The 1,453-nt window shown below is 70.1% G+C and carries 1 protein-coding gene; it reads right to left on the bottom strand.

Annotated elements, in window-relative coordinates:
* Positions 1-202: 202 nt before the first annotated feature.
* Complete coding sequence (locus ACTWQJ_RS51265; RefSeq protein WP_443313180.1) at positions 203-1,147, bottom strand: SMP-30/gluconolactonase/LRE family protein; 945 nt, start codon at positions 1,145-1,147, stop codon at positions 203-205.
* Positions 1,148-1,453 lie beyond the last annotated feature (306 nt).

Here is a 1,453-nt window from a genome sequence, read left to right as displayed (position 1 = left end):
ACGTCGTCGGCCCACAACGGGTCGCTGAGCTGGAGGAACGGATCGCAGCCCTCACCAGGATGCGCGACACTCTCGTCCATCGGATGCCCTGGTTGGCAGCCCGCGGTGACGCCGCGGAGCAGCGGGACGCCTGATCCAGGCGAGTGGCGCAGCCCTCCCTCCAGCCCGGCGCCCTGTCGGTCGGCAGCCGATGAGGGCGGTGTCAAAGGGAGACCGCCACCCCGTTGAACGTCGTCTCCGGCGTCTGCGGGCTCGTGAAGCGTGCGTTGACCAGGTACAGGCGGTTGCCGTAGCGGGCGGCCGTGCTGGGGACGTCGAAGCGGGGGTCCGTGATGGTGCGGCGGAGGGTCGCGGTGCGGAGCGTGCGGTCGAGGTTCCAGACGCTGATCAGGTTGAGGCGGTTCTGGACCACGTACAGCGTGTGGCCGATGCGGACCAGGCCGTCGCCGTTCACCACCGAGTCCGCGCCGGAGAGAGTGATCTGCTTCGCCTCGCCGGTCTTCAACGAGACGTGGTAGAGCGTGCCCGGCGCGCTCTTGACGACGATCAAGCCGCGGCCGTCCGGTGTGCCGACGATGCCGTTGGCGTTGTTGACGTCGGGCAGCTGGACCCAGTCGCCGGTCAGCGGCAGGACGCGGATCTCGCCGGAGTGGCCGCGCCGTACGCCGTAGAGGATCGGGTTGCGGGAGTCGGTGAACCATGCGCGGTCGCCCTGCAGGATCACGTCGTTGATGAATGTCGGTGTGGACGTGGTGAGTTGGTACGTCCTCAGCAGTTCGCCTGTGCGGGAGTCGACGATCCTCGCCGTACCGCCTCCTCCACCGGCCATGTAGAGCAGGCCGTCCCGGTCCAGCTTCAGGCCGATCGACGCTGTGCCCGTGGCGCCGGGGTAGAGGACCCTGCCCTCGCCGGTGCGCAGGTCGGTGCGGTAGACGGCGCCGTTGGCGCGGGAGCCCATGTAGGCGTACGGCTTGCTGCCGATGGTGATGCCCTCGGGGAGCCAGCCGTCGGGGAGCGGGAACTCCGCCGGCCAGTCGGTCTTCGTGCCCGCGTGGGCCGTGCCGGTGCCGGCGGCCACCGTGAGCGCGGCGACGGCGGTACCGCCGAGGAAGGCGCGCCGGGACGGCTGGGAGCGGTTCCGAGTCATGGTTCGGACCTCCGTGAAGGGTGGCGCAGGAAGGGGCGGTGGGACCCGATGTAACTCGATGACTTCGGCGAACTCGACCGACTCGGCAAACTCGACAGGAACTCGACAGCGTCACCATCGTCGCAGCCCTCATCGGTCACCGCAGAAACACCAGCTGAAACGACCTCCTAGGAGAGCGGAGCGGACAGGTCGTGGCCGGGTCGTGCCGCGTCGGCGTACACGGGGGTGGGGCGGCGTGGGCGTACCAGTGGGGGCTCCGCGGACGGCAGGCGGACTACCGCGTCCAGGCCGCCGGTGGCCGCCGGG

The organism is Streptomyces sp. KR55, assembly GCF_052245645.1.
In the GTDB taxonomy this organism is placed as follows: Bacteria; Actinomycetota; Actinomycetes; order Streptomycetales; family Streptomycetaceae; genus Streptomyces; species Streptomyces flavusporus.
The sequence above is the reverse complement of the archived record's forward strand: the minus strand, read 5'-3'. Positions and strand labels throughout refer to the sequence as shown.

What these genes read in the sequence shown, in the direction of transcription:
- ACTWQJ_RS51265 (WP_443313180.1), bottom strand. Translation starts at nt 1,147, where the DNA reads ATGACTCGGAACCGCTCCCAGCCGTCCCGGCGCGCCTTCCTCGGCGGT.